Genomic DNA, 16,658 nt, shown 5'->3' on the forward strand with positions numbered 1-16,658 from the left:
CTGACGCAACACCGGCGCCAACGCACGATCAGGTCGCCCATCCCGGGCCTTACGCATAGGTGTTCTGCAATGGACAAGAATCGTACCGAAGGTGCCAAGAACCAGGTCAAGGGCACCGTCAAGGAAGTGGCCGGCAAGGTCACCGGCAACAAGACCCAGGAACTTGAGGGCAAGGCACAGAAGGACGTGGGCAAGGTGCAGAGCGCGGTGGGTAAGGCCAAGGACGACGCACGTCATTGAGTGCCGTCGCAGCCGCCGCAGCCACAGGGCGCGGCGGCCAGGTGCCCTCTCCGGAGGGAATCGCCGGCAGGTTCATCCTCGCCCAGCATTGAGAATCCACGCGCGGTGACTCTGTCGACCACACAACGCATCCTGCTCGTCGAAGACGATACGGCCATCCGCGAACTCACCGAAGATGTTCTCACTGACGGCGGGTATGAGGTCATCGCTGTCTGCGATGCGGAGAAGGCGGTCCATGCACTTGCCGCAGCTGAGTCGTTCGACCTGCTGATTTCCGATATCCGCTTGCCCGGCATGAACGGCTGCGAGCTTGCACGCCATGCGATGGCCCTGGACCCCGCCCTGCGCGTACTCCTGGTCACCGGTTACGCAGGCCAGCGCGCAGGCGATCCGCAGTCCGTGCCCAAGGACATTCCCCTTCTGCTCAAACCATTTTCGTTACGGCAGCTTCTGCAGTCGGTGCACAATACGATCTGAGATCGCCTGCCAGCAGCCGGTCCACACGGCGCTCGAGTTCTGCAGCCGAGAACGGCTTGGTCAGTATCTCCATCCCCTGTTCAAGGTGTTCACCCCCTACCGCTGCAAAAGCGGCATAGCCGGTAATGAACAGCACAGGCAACGCCGGCCGCGTCTGCCGCCCCGCGTCAGCCACCTGGCGGCCATTCAAGGTGCCCGTCAGGCCGACATCGGTCACCAGCAGGTCGAAGGGCTGCCCCGTCGCCAGCAGCGCCAGCGCCTCGCTGCCATTGGCTGCTTCGGTCACGCGATGGCCTTGGGCGCACAGGACATCCCGCACCAGGGCACGAATGGATGCCTCATCCTCGACAAGCAACACCGCGCGACCAGACATCACTGGCGTGCTCTCAGTGTCGTACAGCGGCTGGACATCAACCGACGGCGGACCATTGAACTGGGGAAGATACAGGTGAATGGTGGTCCCCTGCCCTGGCGTCGACTCGACGTCCACCTGTCCGCCCGATTGCCGGGTGAACCCATAGATCATCGACAGGCCCAGCCCGGTGCCCTGCCCGATCGGCTTGGTGGTGAAGAACGGCTCGAACACTTTGTCCAGCACGCTCGCATCCATGCCCGTGCCGGTATCGCATACGGACAGGCGCACATAGGTCCCTGCGGGCAGTCCAAGCTGTTCACTGCGCGGTCCCGCCAGCGCCTCGACCTCAGTGGAGATGACCAGCGTTCCACCCTCGGGCATGGCGTCGCGGGCATTGATGCACAGATTGAGCAGGGCGTTCTCCAACTGTGGGGCATCCACCAGCACGTCGTCACCCCCATCCTGCAACCGCGTTTCGATTTCGATCGAGGGCCCGATGGAGCGGCTGAGGATGTCCAGCATGCCGCTCACCAGCGACGAAACCTGCACGGAGGACGGAGCCAGAGTCTGTCGTCGCGAGAACGCCAGCAGGCGTTGGGTCAGCGCGGCGGCCCGATCGGCGCCACCGCGGGCCATCTCGAGATAGCGCCCCAGACCCTCCGTGCGCCCCTGGCCAACCCGCAGCTCCAGCAGCTCCAGGCCCATCGAAACAGCAGTCAGCATGTTGTTGAAGTCGTGCGCGATGCCGCCGGTCAGCTGGCCCAGCGATTCCATCTTCTGGCTTTGACGCAGGCGCTCTTCCATGGCCATCAGTTCGGCCGTGCGTGCCTGTACTCGTTCTTCCAGGGTCAGGGTCAGCTGCTGCAACCGGTGCTGCGCGATACGACGATCAGTAATGTCAGCCGCGGCCCCGAACCACTCCTTCACCCGCCCCTGCTCATCCAGCAATGGCACCGCACGCATCTGCAGCCAGCGCACCGCGCCATCATCCAGCAGGGTGCGGTGCTCAACTTCCAGCGCCGATCCCGTATCACGCGCAGCTTCAATGGCAGCGTCCACAGCTTCCCGATCGCCAGGATGGATCAAGCGCTCGCGCCAGGCGCCTGATGTGTCGTGCAGGTCTATCGCCTCGCCCTGGCCATAGATCAGGTCCACCTGCTGCCAGTCTGCGGAAATGGAGTACAACGACTGCGTCGCCGCAGAAACCAGCGCCCCCAGGCGTCGCTCGCTCTGCACCAGCGCTTCGGAAGCGTGCCGCTCGGCCGTGCGGTCGCGGAACACCACGACATAGCCCACCGCTTCTCCCTCGTGGCCACGCAGCACCGTCATCGAGCCATGCGCCCAGAAGCGGCCACCGTCGCGCCGGCGCAACCAGCGCTCGCCACTCAATCCGCCCTTCTGCAGCGCCTGCTCCATGTTGTAGCGGAAGCGCCCGGCCTGCCGGTCATCGTCCAGGTACAGCACTTCACCATGCTGGCCCAGCACCTGGCTTTCGTGCCAGCCGAGAATTTCCTCGGCACCGCGGTTCCACAGCGTCACCAGGCCGTCCATGTCGAAGGCGATGATCGCGTAGTCGCGGGCACTGTCCATGATCTGCCGGTGCCGCGCCTCGGTCAGCGAAAGATGCCGTTCCAATGCCACCTGCGGCGTCAGGTCCAGGCCCTGCACGAAAATGCCGTTGACCCGACCCGCGTCGTCCTTGCACGGCTGGAACACCACATCGACGATATGGCACGGGCCACTGCCAGGCTGCGCGATGCCACTGTCATAGGCCACCTTGCGGCCGATGTATGGCTCACCCGTGCGGTAGACCTCATCCAGAAGATGCAGATAGCCCTGGTCCAGGACTTCCGGCAACGCCTCTACGATGGGCCGGCCAAGCACCTCGCGGTGACCGATCAGGCTGGCGTATCCCGGGTTGACCAGCTCGACCCGGTGCTCCGGCCCGGCCAGGAATGCCATGAACAGCGGGGACTTCTCGAACAGCGCGATCAGCCGCTCGTTCTCGCGCGCCAGCCTATCCTGGGCCACCACCATCCCGGTGACTTCCTTGGTCACGCAGAAGGCACCCGCTACCTGCTCATCCTCGCCATGAAGCGGGGAAAACGAAAACGTCCACCAGGTATCTTCCGGCGCACCGTAGCGGTTCATCGCCACCGGCACATTTTCAAAGCGCGAGCCCTGCCCGGCGAAGGCCCGCTCGATAGGCTCACGCACCGCAGGCCAGGCATCGGCCCACAGGCTGCGCAGCGGCGCGCCCATCGCGTGGTCCAAGCGCGGCCCGAGGATCGGCGCGTAGGCATCGTTGAACAGGAAGATCAGTTCAGGCCCCCAGACCAGGTACATGCTCTCGGGGGAATTGAGCATCAGTTCCACCGCACAGCGCAGCGAAGCGGGCCACTGGGCGACAGGGCCAAGGGGCGTCGCCGACCAGTCGTGGTGGCGCACACGCTCAGCCGCAGCGCCGGCTGCACGGGGAAACACAGGGAGATGGGGCTGCACTTCAATTCCTGGTGGAAAGCGGGAGTCGCAGCACCCCAGGGGCATCCCGCCCGCTGCAGAAAGTGAGACTGTTGCCGCCAATCTACGGCATCCGCGCCGAAGGCGCTGTCAACGCTGGCTCAAGGGTGGCCAAGCCGCTCAGCGTGTGAACAAAGCCTCACAGCCCCGGCGGTAGCGCCCCGTATAGTGACGCGCGTCACACAAGAACCCCTTCCATGCTCCGTGCGTTTGCCTATTCCAGCCACATGTCGGCTGGTCTTTCCGACGAAAAGATCCGCAGCATCATCTCCCAGTCGGCCACATTCAACCGCGTTGCGGGCGTCACTGGAGCATTGCTGATCAGTGGTCCGCAGTTCTTCCAGTACCTCGAAGGGCCACCGGACGGGCTGGATACCGTCATGCGCCGCATCCATGAAAGCCGCTCGCACCACGCCATCGTGCAGGTGCTGGATGCCAGCATACAGGCGCGCGCCGTGCCCTATTGGGCGATGACCCGGGTCGAAACCGGGCAGACCGTGGTATCCGGCCTGGTCAATGCGCAGTGGGACGAATTCGGGCAGCGCGCTGCCATCGCCAGCCCGGGCATGGGCCTGCTGGCCGCGCTGCTGCGCCCGCACTTCCCCGCGCTGGGCGGGGCGGCAGGTTGAGGGGATTTTATCTGCGGATACCGGACGTCAGACGACCTCGCGCCGCCCCAGCGAGCCCATCGTGAAAACATAGCCCGCGTCCAACAGGAAGCTACGCATGCGCTGCTCAGCCGTGCGCGGGCAGGTAATCAACTCCGGTCCATACAGGGCGTAGACCCAATGCTCTTCGCACAACTGCTCGCGGCGGACGCCCGAACGCGGTGACTGGCACGCCCAGCTCCACGCTTCACGCAGGCGGCCGGGGCCGATCGATTGACCATTGCGCAGGCGGAAACTCAGCCAGCGCACCATACCGCCGTTTGACTGTTCCATCATTTGTCCCCTGTGAGTTCAGCCACACTAGCCGGGCACCCCGTCATGCCCGAGTGAGCACGCTTACGCGTGGGGCAGCTCCCAGAAATCCACCAGCGGCCCCAGCCCGGGCACCGCACGACGATCGTCGCGCACTGTGGGGAAGTGACGCTTCCACTTGCCGGCGGCAATGGCATGCAGGGCTGACACGTCCACGCTGCGGCAGACCATCGACCACGTGCGGAAGTAGCGCGCGCTGACCGCCTGGTCAAACTGCACCACCACGTTGCCGTGCCGGGTGGCGGCCTCTATGCGGCTGAACACCTGGTAGATGGCTTCTTCCGGGCCTTCCAGGTACTGGAAGAACCGGTGTCCATCAAACAGCAGGATGCCGGTGACGGACAGCGCCTGGTTGCGCGCCATGGCGTCGATGAGCAGTTCGTCGATCGAATCGGCCGCCAGCGCGCACGGCAAGGTGCTCTGATAGGCCAGCGCATGCAGAGGCAGGGCAGACATGGGTACTTCCGGAAATGAGGAAAGCGTGGCACAGGATCCTGCGCCGGGGTCGCTTGAAAAGCGTGCGACACGTTAACGAGCCGCCCGTGCGGATGGCGTGACCAACGACCGCCACGATCCCCGCCCTCAATGCGATGAGACGTACACCGCGTCCACCGGCGCCGGCGGCAGCGCGAAGCTGCGCCGCATCCGCGCCACCTCGGCCGCCGGTGGCAACCCGAACAGCCGCTTGAACTCGCGATTGAACTGCGACGGGCTGGCATAGCCCACGCCCAGTGCGGCCGCCTCGGCGGTCATGCCCTGCCGCAGCATCAGCAGCCGCGCCTGGTGCAGCCGGGTGGACTTCACGTACTGCATCGGCGAAGTACCGGTGATGGTACGGAAATGGTCGTGGAAGGTCGGCACGCTCATCTCCGCCTCCACCGCCAGCGCATCCACATCCAGCGCCGTCGCGTAGGCCGCATGGATATGCCGCAGCACCTTGCCGATGCGCCCGAATCGCCCGCGCATCGCCAGCGCCTCACGCATCGCACCGCCCTGCGCCCCGGTCAGAACACGGAAATACACCTCCCGCACCAGCGCCGGGCCCAGCACCACCGCCTCCAGCGGATCGCCCAGCGCTTCCAGCAGGCGCAGCACGGTCGCCTGCATCGCCGCCTGCATCGGGCTGGCCATCATGCTCTGCGCCGATGCCGGGGCATGGGCCGCCTGCGCCTCCAGCTCCAGCATCAGGTCCGCGGCCAGCTGCAGGTCCAGGTGCAGGTAGATCGCCAGCAGCGGCGCGTCGGCCGTCGCCTCGGTTTCCATGGTGAATGGCACCGGCACTGACACTGCCAGGTAGTGCTGCGCGTCGTACTGGTACACCTGCCCACCCAGGTAACCACGCTTCACGCCTTGGCAGACGATCACGATGCCGGGGTCGTACAGCACCGGCGTCCGCGCCAGCGGTCGGTTCGAGCGCAGCAGGCGCACGCCTGGCAGGGCCGTCAGCGTGTAGCCCTCGTCCATGGCGAGGGCCTGCAACAGGCCCACCATGCGCGCCTGCATCGTCTGTTCCGCAGAAGGCATGGGCAGCTCATAGGAATAGGCAAGAATGGCGGAAGCCTAGGCCTGGGATGCTCGTAGTGCAAGCACTAACGTGCAAGCTCCCAACCGAGAGCCCCCCATGACCACGTCCCGCCTCTTCCTCATCACCGGCGTCAGCAGCGGCTTCGGCCGTGCGCTGGCCGAGCATGCCCTGCTGGCCGGCCATCGCGTCGTCGGCACCGTGCGCAACGACACCGCCCGTCATGACTTCGAAGCCCTCGCCCCGGGCCGCGCGTTCGGCCGCCTGCTCGAGGTCACCGATGCCGATGCCATCACGGCCCTGGTCGCCCACATCGAAGCCGACATCGGCGCCATCGACGTGCTGGTCAACAACGCCGGCTACGGCCACGAAGGCGTGCTGGAGGAGTCGACCCTCGCCGAGCTGCGCCAGCAGTTCGAAGTGAACGTGTTCGGCCCTGCCGCACTCATCAAGGCCGTGCTGCCGCACATGCGCGCGCGCCGCCGCGGCCACATCCTCAACATCACCTCCATGGGCGGCTTCATCACCCTGCCCGGCATTGCCTGGTACTGCGGCAGCAAGTTCGCGCTGGAGGGCATCAGCGAAGTGCTGGCCAAGGAAGTTGCCGGTTTCGGTATCCATGTCACCGCCGTCGCGCCCGGTTCGTTCCGCACCGATTGGGCCGGCCGCTCGATGGTGCGCTCGCCCCGTGCCATCGAGGATTACGACGCGCTGTTCGACCCCATCCGCAGCGCGCGCGAAGCCAAGAGCGGCCAGCAGCTTGGCGACCCGGCCAAGGCCGCGCAGGCCATGCTGCAGCTGATCGACAGCCCCACGCCGCCCGCCCACCTGCTGCTGGGCAGCGATGCCGTGCAGCTGGTGCGCGGCAAGCTGCAGGAACTGGGCACCAGCATTGACCAGTGGGAAGCCCTGAGCCGTTCCACCGACGGCTGAGCCGCTGCGCTCGCCGGGCATGGCCCGGCGCTACCGGGGCATGACCCTGCTGGTGGGTGCCGACCGTTGGTCGGTGCCAACTCCTGGTGGGTGCCGACCGTTGGTCGGCACAAGATCAGATCCACCGGCTTCCGCGTGAAGACCGCGCGCACGGTTCCCCTGCCCCCTCGGTTGTAACCTGAGCCCCTACCAGCCGCCAGGGAGGCGCAGGCGTGAATGCATCGATCCGGCAGGTGAACCTGCAGCGACTGATCCTCGCGCTTGCCACGCTATCGGCGCTGGTCATGCTGAGCAACACGCTGTGGGCCAGCTACCAGGTGCAGCGCCAGCAGCTCATCGAAAAGAGCCTGGAAGCCAACCGGGTCTACGCGCACTCGCTGGCCCAGTCCACCCAGCATTTCGTGCTGAACGCGCAGCAGCAGCTCGCGGTCGGGGCCGAGCGCCTCAGCCGCGGGCTCGACCAGCCGGCAGCACACGATGATGAAGTGGAACGCATCAAGCTGCAGACCGATGCCTTCAACAGCGTCATCGCGGTGGATGCCCAGGGCGTGGTGGTCGGCACCTCACCTGCCCTGCCGGAACTGCAGGGCAAGGCGCTCACCAGTGCCGCCAACCACAAGGCGCTGCAGCAGCGGCTGCCGATGGTCAGCGATCCGTTCATCGCCCACACCGGCAATCTGGTCGTCACCCTCTCCCACCCGGTATTCGATGCCGACGGCGGCTACGCGGGCTACATCACCGCCTCCATCCACCTGCGCGACCCGAACGTCCTGCATTCCCTGCTCGGCACGCACCCCTACGAGGATGGCTCGTACCTGTACGTGGTCAGCCGCGATGGCACCCTGCTCTACCACCCCGAACCGGACCGGGTCGGCCAGCCCGCCAAACGCAACGCCGCCGTCGAAGCGCTCAGCCAGGGAAGCGCCGGTGCCTTGCATTCGCACAACAGCCGCGGCGTGCACATGCTGGCCGGTTTCGCACCGGTGCCCGCCGCCGGCTGGGGCATCGTCGCCCAGCGCCCCATCGATGCCGCCACCGCGCCCATGGGCAGCCTGTTCGCCACTGTGCTGCGCAACGCCGCACCGCTGGGCCTGCTCTCGCTGCTGCTGATCTGGCTGTGCTCGCGCCGCATCGCCTCGCCGCTGCAGCAGCTCGCGCAGCACGCGCAGGAAGGCGATGTCGGCGCCGCCATTTCCCAGGTCAAGGCGGTCAATTCCTGGTACTTCGAGGCCGCGCAGCTGAAGCAGGCCGTGCTGGTCAGTTTCCGCAACCTCAGCGATCGCATCGGCAAGCTCGACCTGGCCGCACTCACCGATCCCCTCACCCAGCTGCTCAACCGGCGCGGGCTGGAACGCGCGCTCAGTGCCCTCACCGCCTCCGGCGTGCCGTTCGGCGTCATCACCCTCGATGTGGACCACTTCAAGGACGTCAATGACCGCCACGGCCACGACGCCGGTGACCAGGTCATCGCCGGCGTCGCCCAGAGCATGCGCGCCAATGCCCGCCCGCAGGACGTGCTGTGCCGTCTCGGTGGCGAGGAATTCCTGGTGCTGCTGCCCGAGGTCAGCGCCGATACCGCGCTGCAGGTGGCCGAACGCCTGCGCACCGCCATCGAAGCCCAGGCCTTTGCCAAGGTCGGGCACGTCACGATTTCTGCCGGGGTCAGCCACTACCCTGAAACCCAGTCCAACCCCGATCTGGCCATCCGCCAGGCCGACAAGGCGCTGTACCGCGCCAAGCACGGCGGCCGCAACCAGAGCGTGCTCTACCGCAAGCGCAGCCAGCAGCCTCCACCGCCGTCTTGACGCGCTGTTGGCTGCATCTACACGGCATCGCCTCTGCGTACCTGCAACCCTGCCATCACCCCAATTGCCTGCAGCACCCCCGACCGGCTCTCGCGCTCCCGTTCAACCGGAAAAAGCACATGGCCCCGACCCGTACCGAAGAACGCATGTCGACGCTGGGCAGTCTGGACGTCCTGGATGACGTTGCCGGGGCCTCGCTGGATCGCCTCACCGATCTGGCCGCACGCACCTTCCACGCGCCGGTGGCCTTCGTCTCGCTCATCGAAGTCGACCGCCAGCGGCTGATCTCGAGCAAGGGTCTCACCTCGGCCGGCTCGCACATCCGCGATTCCATCTGCGCGCACACCATCGGCTCCACTGCGGGCCTGGTCATCAACGATCTCGCCCTGGACCCACGCTTTTCCAGCCTGCCACTGGTGGCCGGGCCGCCGCACCTGCGTTTCTATGCGGGCACCCCGCTCATCGCCGCCAACGGCGTGGCCATCGGTGCGCTGTGCGTGATGGACAGCGTGCCCCGGCAGTTCTCCGCCGATGATCGCCGCCAGCTGCAGACACTGGGCATGGCAGTGATGAACGAACTGGAGCTGCGCACGCTCAGTGGCCGTCGCGATCCGGTCAGCGGCCTGCCCAACCGCCACCAGTTCGCCATCGACTACGCCGCGCGTTCGGTACGTACGCCCGGGCGGCCGTGCTATGCCGTGATGATCGACGTGCTCGACCTGCCACGGGCCAACGAGGCCGGCCAGGTGCTGGGCATGGTGCCGCTGGAAGCGCTCATCCGCCGTGCCGGCGTGCGCATCAACCTTGCCCTGGACGGCGTGGCCCAGGTCTACCACGTGGAAGCCACGCGCTTCGCCTTCGTGATCGAACTCCCCGACCGCGATGCCATCGAGCGCCTGGTCCACCTGCTGCATGACGATCTCATCCGCCCGATCATGGCTGCCGCCGTACCGCTGGCACCGCAGTTCCATGCCGGCCTGTGCGAGGCCACGCTGGGCCGCGACAGTGCCGACGATGTGCTGCGCAAGATGATGATCGGCATGCATTCGGCGCTCGCCGGCCATGTCACCTGCTGCTGGTATTCGTCCCTGCGCGATGAAGGCCTGCAGCGCAGCTATCGGCTGGCCACCGACGGCCAGCAGGCGCTGCAGCAGGACCAGTTCCACCTGGTTTATCAACCCCGCTTCCGCGCCGAAGACCTCACCCCCGTCTCGGCCGAAGTACTGCTGCGCTGGGACCATCCGCAGCTGGGCGCGGTCAGCCCTGCCGAGTTCATTCCCGTGTTCGAACGCACCGCGCTGATGGACGGCGTCACCGCCTGGGTGCTCGACCACGCGTTCACCCAGCTGGCGCAGTGGCGGCGCGAAGGGCTGTCACTCACCCTGTCCATCAACCTCTCCGCGCGCGATGTCGCGCGCAAGGGTATGGCCGATGCCTTCATTGCCACGCTGCTGTGCAAGGGCCTGTCCTGCACCGACGTGGAAGTGGAGATCACCGAGGGCGAATGGCTGCGCGCCGATTCCTTGCCCGGCGAACAACTGAAGCAGCTGGCGGCCGCCGGCGTGCGCGTAGCGATCGATGATTTCGGCAGTGGCTACAGCAACTTCGGTTATCTCACCGAACTGCCCATCCACACGATCAAGCTGGACAAGTCGATGATCGACGACCTGCCCACCGATACCCGCGCGCAGCTGAAAGTGCAGGCCGTCATCGGGCTGGCCCATGGCCTGGGTTACAACACCGTGGGCGAAGGGGCGGAAACGTTCGAGCAGGTGGCCCTGCTGCAGGCGTATGGCTGCGATGAAATCCAGGGCTTTGCACTGTCACGCCCGATCAGGGCCACCGATCTGGCTGCGCTGCAGACGGTGCCGTACGTTCCGGCCTGAGCCCAGTACTGGCTGAACGGGATTTTCGGCATTCATCTTTTGCTGACACCGTTGAGCTCGCCAAGACGGCATGATGGCGCCGCAGCAGCATTGCCCCTTCCACTGGATATCCTTTGCAGCCGTCTTCCCCTTCGGCCGGATCACCGGCCTCGCCGTCGCGTACCTTCTTTGAATACCTGGCCGTACGGGCCGGTGAACAGTGGTTTGCCGTGGATGTGCAGGCCACCGTCGAGATCCGCGGCCCGGAAACTTTTGACCGCACCGGCAGCGAAGGACGCCTCACGCTGACCGTGCGCGAAAACGCCCTGCGCGTGGTCGATCTGCGCCGCCTCAGCGGGCTGACACCGTTTACCTACACCTGCCCGGCCATGGCGCTGGTGCGCGCCGGGGTGGATGTGATCGGCCTGGCCGTGGACGAAGTGGGCGACATCGAGAGCGTGCCGCGCAAGCAGCTGCGGGCTGACAACCCACTGGGGTATGTGTTCTGCAGCCAGAGCATCGCCATGCCCGACAAGCGCGAGATTCCGCTGATCGACCCGATGTTGTTGATCGCCGCGTAGCCAGGCATTGCCCATGTAGAGCCGAGCCCACGCTCGGCTGCTTCTGCGAGCCCCGCCCAGTAGTGCCAGCCCATGGCTGGCAACACGTACCCCGTCCGCCATCACGGAGCCGAGCATGGGCTCGGCTCTACAGCCCACGGCACGCCGCCTACATCACGATGGCAAACCCCAGCGCCAACACCAGCGCCGAGGTCAGCAGGAACGACGCCAGCACGAACCCGGCCGCAGGCAGATACCCCACGTCATTCAACGCCACGAACGTGCGCGTGCGCGCCCACAGGTACCACACCACGGCCGCCACCCCGATCACCGCGCCCCAGCCTTTCGCTTCCCCGCCCACCGCCTGCGAAACCGCCAGCAGCAGCACGAACGGGCACGCCAGGAACGCCTGGATGGAAAACGGCTCGCGCAGGGTGTCGCGGTTGATCGGCAGACGCTGACGCCACAACGTACTCAGCGCCGCGCCCAGCGCAAAAATGCAGAACACCGCCGAGCGCGTCAGCAGCAGGCCCTGCTCGCTCGAGAACAGCAGCTTGCCCAGCGGCCCGGACAGGGACAGCGGCGCCGTGCGCATCGCCATTTCCAGCGCATGCGCCAGCACCACCGACAGGATCAGCATCAGCACCGGGCTGATCGCATCGGCAAAGCGGTGTTCCGGATCCTTGGCAAATTCGCGCCGCGTGTAACGCGCCACCTCCCCCGGCCGCACCAGCACCCGCCACAGCGTGCGCGGGTAGAACACCAGCCAGCCCACCAGCTCGTAGAGGAACTCCTCAAGCGATCGAAGCAGTCGGATCAGGTCCATGGGATCAGCAACGCCGCAAGGGGTTGGCGGCCAGCTTACAGGTACTGCTGCTCTTACCCATCACGCCTGGGAACATTCAGCCGAGCGTGGGCTCGGCTCTACAGCGAACGCGTCACACCAGGGTAGCGCCGGGCCATGCCCGGCGGATCACACCGCGTCCAGAATAATCCTCGGCAGCCGCGCAATCGCCCGCGAAAACACCGCCGGCGCATCCATCCCGCGTGCCACCACCAGCGCGCCGTGCAGCTCCACCAGCATCTGCTCGGCCAGCAGCTCGGCCTGGTCATCACCCACACCGTGCTGCCGCGCCACACCCGCCAGCGCCTCCTGCAGCCGGTGGAAGGTCGAGGCAATCGCATCGCCACAGCCGTTCTGCACGCCACGCGGCGGCGACAGCATGTTCAACAGGCACGACTGCCGGCCGTGGTCGTACATCGCGTCCATCGCCGTAACAAAACGCGCCAGCTTGTCCGCCACCGGCGCATCGCCGGCCAGCACCGGGAAGATCTCCGCATCCAGCACGCGCCCGACCTGGGCCAGCACTTCCTGCGCCATCTCCTCCTTCCCGTTCGGGAAGCGGTGGTAAAGGCTGGATTTCTTCAGGCCCGTCGCCTCGGCAATCACCGCCAGCGACGCGCCTTCATAGCCGACGTCCTTGAACGTCAGCGCCAAGCGGTCCAGCAGGGCCGCGTCATCAATTTTCCTGACCTGGGGCATGGGTCACCTCCTGCCTGAACGATAACCGACCGTTCGGTCCAATTCAAGCTTGACGTGGACCGATCGTTCGAATTCAATTCATCCCGTACCGACCGTTCGGTACATTTCATCCCAACCCCTCAAGGAACCACCCATGTCCCGTCTCGCCCTCGTCACCCCCGAAACCGCCACCCCGGCCCAGCAGCCGCTGCTGGAGCAGACCAAGGCCAAGTTCGGCAAGCTGCCCATCATCATGACCGCGCTGGCCAACTCCCCGGCCACCATGAACAGCTACCTGGCCCTGTTCCAGAACCTCACCGACGGCCGCTTCAGCAAGCAACTGGCGCGCAAGATCGGCCTGGCCATCGGCGAAGAAAACGGCTGCGAATACTGCATCTCCCTGCTGGCCGCCATCGCCAAGCTGCAGAAGCTCACCGAGGAAGACATCGAGCTGGCCCGCCACGGCAAGTCCACCGACCCGAAGGAACAGGCCCTGCTCGACTTCGTGCTGCTGCTGGTGCGCCACAAGGGTGACGTGACCGACGAAGAACTGCAGGCCGTGCGCGCCGCCGGCTGGGGCGATGAGGACATCGTGGAAGTGTTCGGCCACCTGGCGCTGAACTTCATCACCAACTATCTCTGGAAGGTCGGCCGCAACGACGTCGACTTCCCGATCCTGCGCCTGTTTGACCAGGGCAAGATCTCGCGCGGCAGCAGCCACCCGTTCCAGCAGGTCGCCTGAGGAGCCCACACCATGAACACCCCTGCCCGTCTGGCAGCCGGCCTTGCCGGTGCCCTCGCCGTTGCCTCCGCCCACGCCGCCGCGCCGGCCGTCACCTTCCACTATGCCCAGGTGGACGACGTGCGCGTGTTCTACCGCGAAGCCGGCGACCCCAAGGCGCCCACCGTGTTGTTGCTGCACGGCCTGCCCTCCTCGTCCTTCATGTACCGCGAACTGATTCCGATGCTGGCCGACCGCTACCACGTGATCGCCCCGGACCTGCCCGGCTTCGGCTTCACCGAAGCACCGCCGCGCGACAAGTACGCCTACACCTTCGCCAACCTGGCCAACACCATCGACCGCTTCACTGAAGTGGTCGGCATCGATCAATACGCCATCCAGGTGTTCGACTACGGCGCACCGGTCGGCTGGCGCCTGGCCACCCAGCACCCGGAACGCATCACCGCCATCGTTTCGCAGAACGGCAACGCCTATGAAGAAGGCCTGGGCGAGCTGTGGGAGCCGATCAAGCGCTACTGGAGCGCGCCGACCGCAGCCAACCGCGATGCGCTGCGCGGCATGTTCACCCCGGAAAGCATCCAGTGGCAGTACACCCACGGCGCGCCGGATGCCATGCGCATCGCGCCGGAAACCTACACGCTGGACAACGAGCGCCTGGCGCGCCCGGGCAACCTGGATATCCAGCTGGACCTGATGCTGGATTACCGCACCAACGTGGTGATGTACCCGCAGCTGCAGAAGTACTTCCGCGACCGCAAGCCGCCGCTGCTGGCGGTGTGGGGGCGCAACGATGCGATCTTCATTCCGGCCGGCGCGGAGGCGTTCAAGCGCGATCTGCCGAAGGCGGAGGTGCGTTTCTATGACACCGGGCACTTCGCGTTGGAAAGCCATGTGCAGGAGATCGGCCCGGTGATCCGCGCGTTCCTGGATGCGAATCTGTAAGGACCGTTTGCGCGGGCCACGTTCGCGCACTTCGCTCGCTCTGTAGAGCCGAGCCGACGCTCGGCTTGCGGTTGTCCCATGACGTATCCGGCACGCGAAATCGGCCGGATACGTCATTTCGCTCCACACAGCTAGTCATCCACGCAATCAGTTGAAATGCCCCATACAACTATTCGCAAGCGCAAAACGTCACACGCTGCACGCCCTCGCGAGCCGCTTACGTCACACGGCGTCGTCTCTGCCACTGCCGCGGCGTGCTCGCGTCTCCTCTTGTCGCATGTGCCATCTGAGTTGCATGCAACAATTCCTGGCTCGCACTCGATTCATCCGAAATCTTCGGATTTTTCTCATTGAACTGAACGTGCAGGCGTAGACAACATGGCGCGCCACTGAAAACGAGTGGCCGGGTCTGCAAACCCGTGTAGTTAAGCGACTGTAGTTTGCGCTTGCCCGTCGGCACCGACCGGAAACCGGTGCCGGCGGGCAATCCGTCGGCCTATATGGCGGGCGGTGCGTGGGGGTCCTCGGGCCCACCGGTCTATTCGCTTATCTACCCGGTTTGCAGCCACGCACCGTCCGCCACCCCGCTTCCGCGCGGTGGCGCTGTTAAGCACAGCCACGGAAGCTACTGCCATGACCACTCGCAAGAACCCGCCGCTCCATGCTGTTGGCACCGTCAACGACGACGAAAACCCCACCTCCGATCTCAGCACCTTCCAGGGCTGCCTCACCCGCATCCGCGATGGCGAAGGCTCCGACGGAATGCTCTGGCCGGAAGAAAACCTGTCCGACGGGCGACGTCAGTCTCTCGCGCGCATTGACCGCGCGGCCACGGGCATCCTCACTGCGGTGGAGATGCTGCATGCCGCCAACCGCTGCAAGACCATGGCCACGCCCCGCCGGCACTTGGATGAGGGCGTGGTGGAGGGCTTGTTCTTCGCGTGTCGCGAGCTGGCCGAACTGGTGTGCAGGGAAGTCAGGCCGGCCTGATCTCGCCGGGCCATGCCCGGCGGAAAATCAAAACCACCGCGCCGCGCGTTCGCGGGGCACGGCCCCGCGCTACCACCACCCCGCCCGGTAGCGCCGGGCCATGCCCGGTGGAAAATCAAAACCACCGCGCTGCGCGCCACCACCGCGCCACCGCTCCCGGTAGCGCCGGGCCATGCCCGGCGGAAAATCAAACGTCCCGTGCAGCCACGCTTAGCGAGCGGTCCAACCGCCATCCATCGGGAGCGCCGTGCCCGTCATCTGCGCCGCGGCGTCCGATGCCAGAAACACCGCCATGTCACCCAGCTGCTCCGGCGTCACGAACTGCAAGGACGGCTGCTTCTCGGCCAACAGCTCACGCGCGGCGGACTCCTGGTCCGTTCCTTCCCGCTCCGCCAACGCGGTGATCTGCTTCTCAACCAGCGGGGTCCGTACCCACCCCGGGCAGATCGCGTTGGCCGTGATGCCCGTGCCCGCGTTTTCCAGCGCGGTCACCTTGGTAAACCCGACCACGCCATGCTTGGCCGCCACATAGGCGGACTTGTTCACCGAGCCCACCAAGCCGTGCGCCGACGCGATATTGATGATGCGTCCCCACCCCTGCTGCTTCATATGCGGCAGGGCCGCTGCCGTGGCGTGGAAGACCGCCGATAGATTCAGCGCCAGGATCGCATCCCACTTCTCAACGGGGAATTCCTCGATCGAGGCCGTGTGCTGAATGCCCGCATTGTTCACCAGGATGTCGATGCGCCCCATCGTGGCAACGGCGCAGTCGATCATCTCCCGCACCGCCTCGCCACGCGAAAGGTCTGCGCCATCGTGCGCCACCCGCACCCCGAACTCGGCCTCCAGACCGGAGCGGATGCGTTCGATCTCCGCCGCATCGCCGAAGCCATTCAGCACGATATCGGCCCCCTGCCGCGCCAGCGCCGTGGCAATGCCAAGACCGATACCGCTGGTAGAGCCGGTAACTACCGCGACCTTTCCAGAGAACATGGGGAAGATTCCTTAGAACGGAGGCCCAAGTGTAGATCCACGCCATGCGTGGATGCTCCACCTCTCGGCACAAGCTCACCCTGCCAGGGTAGATCCACGCCGCGCGTGGGTGCTCCACCTCTCGGCACAAGCTCACCCTGCCAGTGTAGATCCACGCCACGCGTGGATGCTCCACCTCTCGGCACAAGCCTAGGCTGGCCGTATAGTCAGCC

17 protein-coding genes are annotated in these 16,658 nt (G+C 65.9%); 10 read left to right on the top strand and 7 right to left on the bottom strand.

Going from position 1 to position 16,658, the window contains the following annotated elements:
- Window positions 1-69: 69 nt before the first annotated feature.
- Both IAE41_RS08020 and IAE41_RS08025 read left to right on the top strand, forming a co-directional pair.
- Window positions 70-240, top strand: coding sequence for a CsbD family protein (locus IAE41_RS08020; RefSeq protein WP_200732715.1), 171 nt, complete (start codon window positions 70-72; stop codon window positions 238-240).
- 132 nt (window positions 241-372) lie between these two features.
- Window positions 373-717 carry a response regulator gene (locus IAE41_RS08025; protein ID WP_200732734.1) on the top strand — a complete coding sequence of 115 codons (345 nt, stop codon included), beginning with the start codon at window positions 373-375 and terminating at the stop codon, window positions 715-717.
- Here the strand turns inward: IAE41_RS08025 and IAE41_RS08030 are convergent.
- On the bottom strand, window positions 665-3,439 hold the full coding sequence (locus IAE41_RS08030; RefSeq protein WP_234458375.1) for a PAS domain-containing protein: 2,775 nt from the start codon (window positions 3,437-3,439) through the stop codon (window positions 665-667). The genes IAE41_RS08025 and IAE41_RS08030 overlap by 53 nt on opposite strands.
- A 350-nt stretch (window positions 3,440-3,789) precedes the next feature.
- Here IAE41_RS08030 and IAE41_RS08035 point away from each other — a divergent pair, with 350 nt between their 5' ends.
- Window positions 3,790-4,221, top strand: coding sequence for a BLUF domain-containing protein (locus tag IAE41_RS08035; RefSeq protein WP_200732717.1), 432 nt, complete (start codon window positions 3,790-3,792; stop codon window positions 4,219-4,221).
- 27 nt (window positions 4,222-4,248) lie between these two features.
- Here the strand turns inward: IAE41_RS08035 and IAE41_RS08040 are convergent, their stop codons facing one another.
- The 3 genes from IAE41_RS08040 to IAE41_RS08050 all read right to left on the bottom strand — a co-directional run bounded on the left by IAE41_RS08040 (window position 4,249) and on the right by IAE41_RS08050 (window position 6,096).
- Window positions 4,249-4,533 (bottom strand): hypothetical protein, encoded by a 285-nt coding sequence (locus IAE41_RS08040; protein WP_200732718.1) that lies wholly within the window; start codon window positions 4,531-4,533, stop codon window positions 4,249-4,251.
- A 63-nt stretch (window positions 4,534-4,596) separates the two neighbouring features.
- The gene (locus IAE41_RS08045; protein WP_200732719.1) at window positions 4,597-5,028 is read right to left on the bottom strand and encodes a BLUF domain-containing protein; all 432 of its coding nucleotides are present in this window, start codon (window positions 5,026-5,028) and stop codon (window positions 4,597-4,599) included.
- Between the two features lie 126 nt (window positions 5,029-5,154).
- Window positions 5,155-6,096, bottom strand: coding sequence for an AraC family transcriptional regulator (locus IAE41_RS08050; RefSeq protein ID WP_200732720.1), 942 nt, complete (start codon window positions 6,094-6,096; stop codon window positions 5,155-5,157).
- Window positions 6,097-6,193: 97 nt separating this feature from the next.
- Here IAE41_RS08050 and IAE41_RS08055 point away from each other — a divergent pair, with 97 nt between their 5' ends.
- The 4 genes from IAE41_RS08055 to IAE41_RS08070 all read left to right on the top strand — a co-directional run bounded on the left by IAE41_RS08055 (window position 6,194) and on the right by IAE41_RS08070 (window position 11,278).
- Window positions 6,194-7,027 carry an oxidoreductase gene (locus tag IAE41_RS08055; RefSeq protein ID WP_200732721.1) on the top strand — a complete coding sequence of 278 codons (834 nt, stop codon included), beginning with the start codon at window positions 6,194-6,196 and terminating at the stop codon, window positions 7,025-7,027.
- 212 nt (window positions 7,028-7,239) lie between these two features.
- The gene (locus IAE41_RS08060) at window positions 7,240-8,832 is read left to right on the top strand and encodes a sensor domain-containing diguanylate cyclase (protein ID WP_325166989.1); all 1,593 of its coding nucleotides are present in this window, start codon (window positions 7,240-7,242) and stop codon (window positions 8,830-8,832) included.
- 119 nt (window positions 8,833-8,951) lie between these two features.
- Window positions 8,952-10,718: a sensor domain-containing phosphodiesterase gene (locus IAE41_RS08065; RefSeq protein WP_234458376.1), complete on the top strand. Its 1,767-nt coding sequence runs from the start codon at window positions 8,952-8,954 to the stop codon at window positions 10,716-10,718.
- 113 nt (window positions 10,719-10,831) lie between these two features.
- Entirely contained in the window at window positions 10,832-11,278 is a 447-nt protein-coding gene (locus IAE41_RS08070; protein ID WP_200732722.1) for a chemotaxis protein CheW, read from the top strand.
- A 148-nt stretch (window positions 11,279-11,426) separates the two neighbouring features.
- Here the strand turns inward: IAE41_RS08070 and IAE41_RS08075 are convergent, their stop codons facing one another.
- Both IAE41_RS08075 and IAE41_RS08080 read right to left on the bottom strand, forming a co-directional pair.
- A complete protein-coding gene (locus IAE41_RS08075; RefSeq protein ID WP_200732723.1) occupies window positions 11,427-12,083 on the bottom strand; it encodes a hypothetical protein in 657 nt (218 codons plus the stop codon).
- Window positions 12,084-12,230: 147 nt separating this feature from the next.
- Complete coding sequence (locus IAE41_RS08080) at window positions 12,231-12,800, bottom strand: TetR/AcrR family transcriptional regulator (protein WP_200732724.1); 570 nt, start codon at window positions 12,798-12,800, stop codon at window positions 12,231-12,233.
- 133 nt (window positions 12,801-12,933) lie between these two features.
- Here IAE41_RS08080 and IAE41_RS08085 point away from each other — a divergent pair, with 133 nt between their 5' ends.
- The 3 genes from IAE41_RS08085 (at window position 12,934) to IAE41_RS08095 (ending at window position 15,453) form a co-directional block, all read left to right on the top strand.
- Window positions 12,934-13,521, top strand: a complete 588-nt coding sequence (locus IAE41_RS08085; protein ID WP_108746539.1) for a carboxymuconolactone decarboxylase family protein — start codon at window positions 12,934-12,936, stop codon at window positions 13,519-13,521.
- Window positions 13,522-13,533: 12 nt separating this feature from the next.
- Entirely contained in the window at window positions 13,534-14,463 is a 930-nt protein-coding gene (locus IAE41_RS08090) for an alpha/beta hydrolase (protein WP_200732725.1), read from the top strand.
- A gap of 633 nt (window positions 14,464-15,096) precedes the next feature.
- Window positions 15,097-15,453: a hypothetical protein gene (locus IAE41_RS08095; protein ID WP_200732726.1), complete on the top strand. Its 357-nt coding sequence runs from the start codon at window positions 15,097-15,099 to the stop codon at window positions 15,451-15,453.
- Between the two features lie 210 nt (window positions 15,454-15,663).
- On the opposite strand, the gene IAE41_RS08100 is transcribed toward IAE41_RS08095, so the two are convergent.
- Window positions 15,664-16,446 (bottom strand): 3-hydroxybutyrate dehydrogenase, encoded by a 783-nt coding sequence (locus IAE41_RS08100; protein ID WP_200732727.1) that lies wholly within the window; start codon window positions 16,444-16,446, stop codon window positions 15,664-15,666.
- Window positions 16,447-16,658 lie beyond the last annotated feature (212 nt).

Source organism: Stenotrophomonas sp. S39 (genome assembly GCF_016624665.1).
Taxonomy (GTDB): domain Bacteria; phylum Pseudomonadota; class Gammaproteobacteria; order Xanthomonadales; family Xanthomonadaceae; genus Stenotrophomonas.

Bases quoted from the DNA above. Each gene is read 5' to 3' on its own strand.
- IAE41_RS08020 (WP_200732715.1), top strand. From the start codon at position 70: ATGGACAAGAATCGTACCGAAGGTGCCAAGAACCAGGTCAAGGGCACC.
- IAE41_RS08030 (WP_234458375.1), bottom strand. From the start codon at position 3,439: ATGCTCAATTCCCCCGAGAGCATGTACCTGGTCTGGGGGCCTGAACTG.
- IAE41_RS08035 (WP_200732717.1), top strand. From the start codon at position 3,790: ATGCTCCGTGCGTTTGCCTATTCCAGCCACATGTCGGCTGGTCTTTCC.
- IAE41_RS08040 (WP_200732718.1), bottom strand. From the start codon at position 4,533: ATGGAACAGTCAAACGGCGGTATGGTGCGCTGGCTGAGTTTCCGCCTG.
- IAE41_RS08045 (WP_200732719.1), bottom strand. From the start codon at position 5,028: ATGTCTGCCCTGCCTCTGCATGCGCTGGCCTATCAGAGCACCTTGCCG.
- IAE41_RS08050 (WP_200732720.1), bottom strand. From the start codon at position 6,096: ATGCCTTCTGCGGAACAGACGATGCAGGCGCGCATGGTGGGCCTGTTG.
- IAE41_RS08055 (WP_200732721.1), top strand. From the start codon at position 6,194: ATGACCACGTCCCGCCTCTTCCTCATCACCGGCGTCAGCAGCGGCTTC.
- IAE41_RS08065 (WP_234458376.1), top strand. From the start codon at position 8,952: ATGGCCCCGACCCGTACCGAAGAACGCATGTCGACGCTGGGCAGTCTG.
- IAE41_RS08075 (WP_200732723.1), bottom strand. From the start codon at position 12,083: ATGGACCTGATCCGACTGCTTCGATCGCTTGAGGAGTTCCTCTACGAG.
- IAE41_RS08080 (WP_200732724.1), bottom strand. From the start codon at position 12,800: ATGCCCCAGGTCAGGAAAATTGATGACGCGGCCCTGCTGGACCGCTTG.
- IAE41_RS08085 (WP_108746539.1), top strand. From the start codon at position 12,934: ATGTCCCGTCTCGCCCTCGTCACCCCCGAAACCGCCACCCCGGCCCAG.
- IAE41_RS08090 (WP_200732725.1), top strand. From the start codon at position 13,534: ATGAACACCCCTGCCCGTCTGGCAGCCGGCCTTGCCGGTGCCCTCGCC.
- IAE41_RS08095 (WP_200732726.1), top strand. From the start codon at position 15,097: ATGACCACTCGCAAGAACCCGCCGCTCCATGCTGTTGGCACCGTCAAC.
- IAE41_RS08100 (WP_200732727.1), bottom strand. From the start codon at position 16,446: ATGTTCTCTGGAAAGGTCGCGGTAGTTACCGGCTCTACCAGCGGTATC.